At 51.6% G+C, this 277-nt stretch carries 1 protein-coding gene; it reads left to right on the top strand.

The window, feature by feature from the left end:
• Nucleotides 1-277, top strand: a 277-nt coding sequence (locus KVT27_RS24365; RefSeq protein ID WP_309140249.1) for a sulfatase-like hydrolase/transferase, incomplete at its 3' end; no start/stop codon positions are given.

The following is a 277-nucleotide window of genomic DNA, read 5'->3' as shown; positions in this document are numbered from 1 at the left end:
ATTGCAGATGATCATCGAGACGAAGCGATCGGTGCGTTCGGTAATCCGATTGTACAAACGCCGGTGTTAGATGAATTGGCAAATCGTGCTGTAGCCTATCGAAACATGCATATTTTCGGTGGGCTGACCGGTGCCGTCTGTGCCCCAAGCCGGGCTTGCGTGAATACGGGAATGTCCATTTTCCATGCCATGATTGGGAAGGATCCAAGTGTATGGGAGCACTCAACGACTATACGTGCAGATGTCCAATTGCTGCCCCAAGTAATGCGGGCTTCCG

The sequence above is a fragment of the Lysinibacillus sp. GbtcB16 genome (assembly GCF_019091145.1).
In the GTDB taxonomy this organism is placed as follows: Bacteria; Bacillota; Bacilli; order Bacillales_A; family Planococcaceae; genus Lysinibacillus; species Lysinibacillus fusiformis.
Note: the sequence above shows the minus strand (reverse complement) of the source record. Positions and strands in the feature narration are given on the sequence as shown.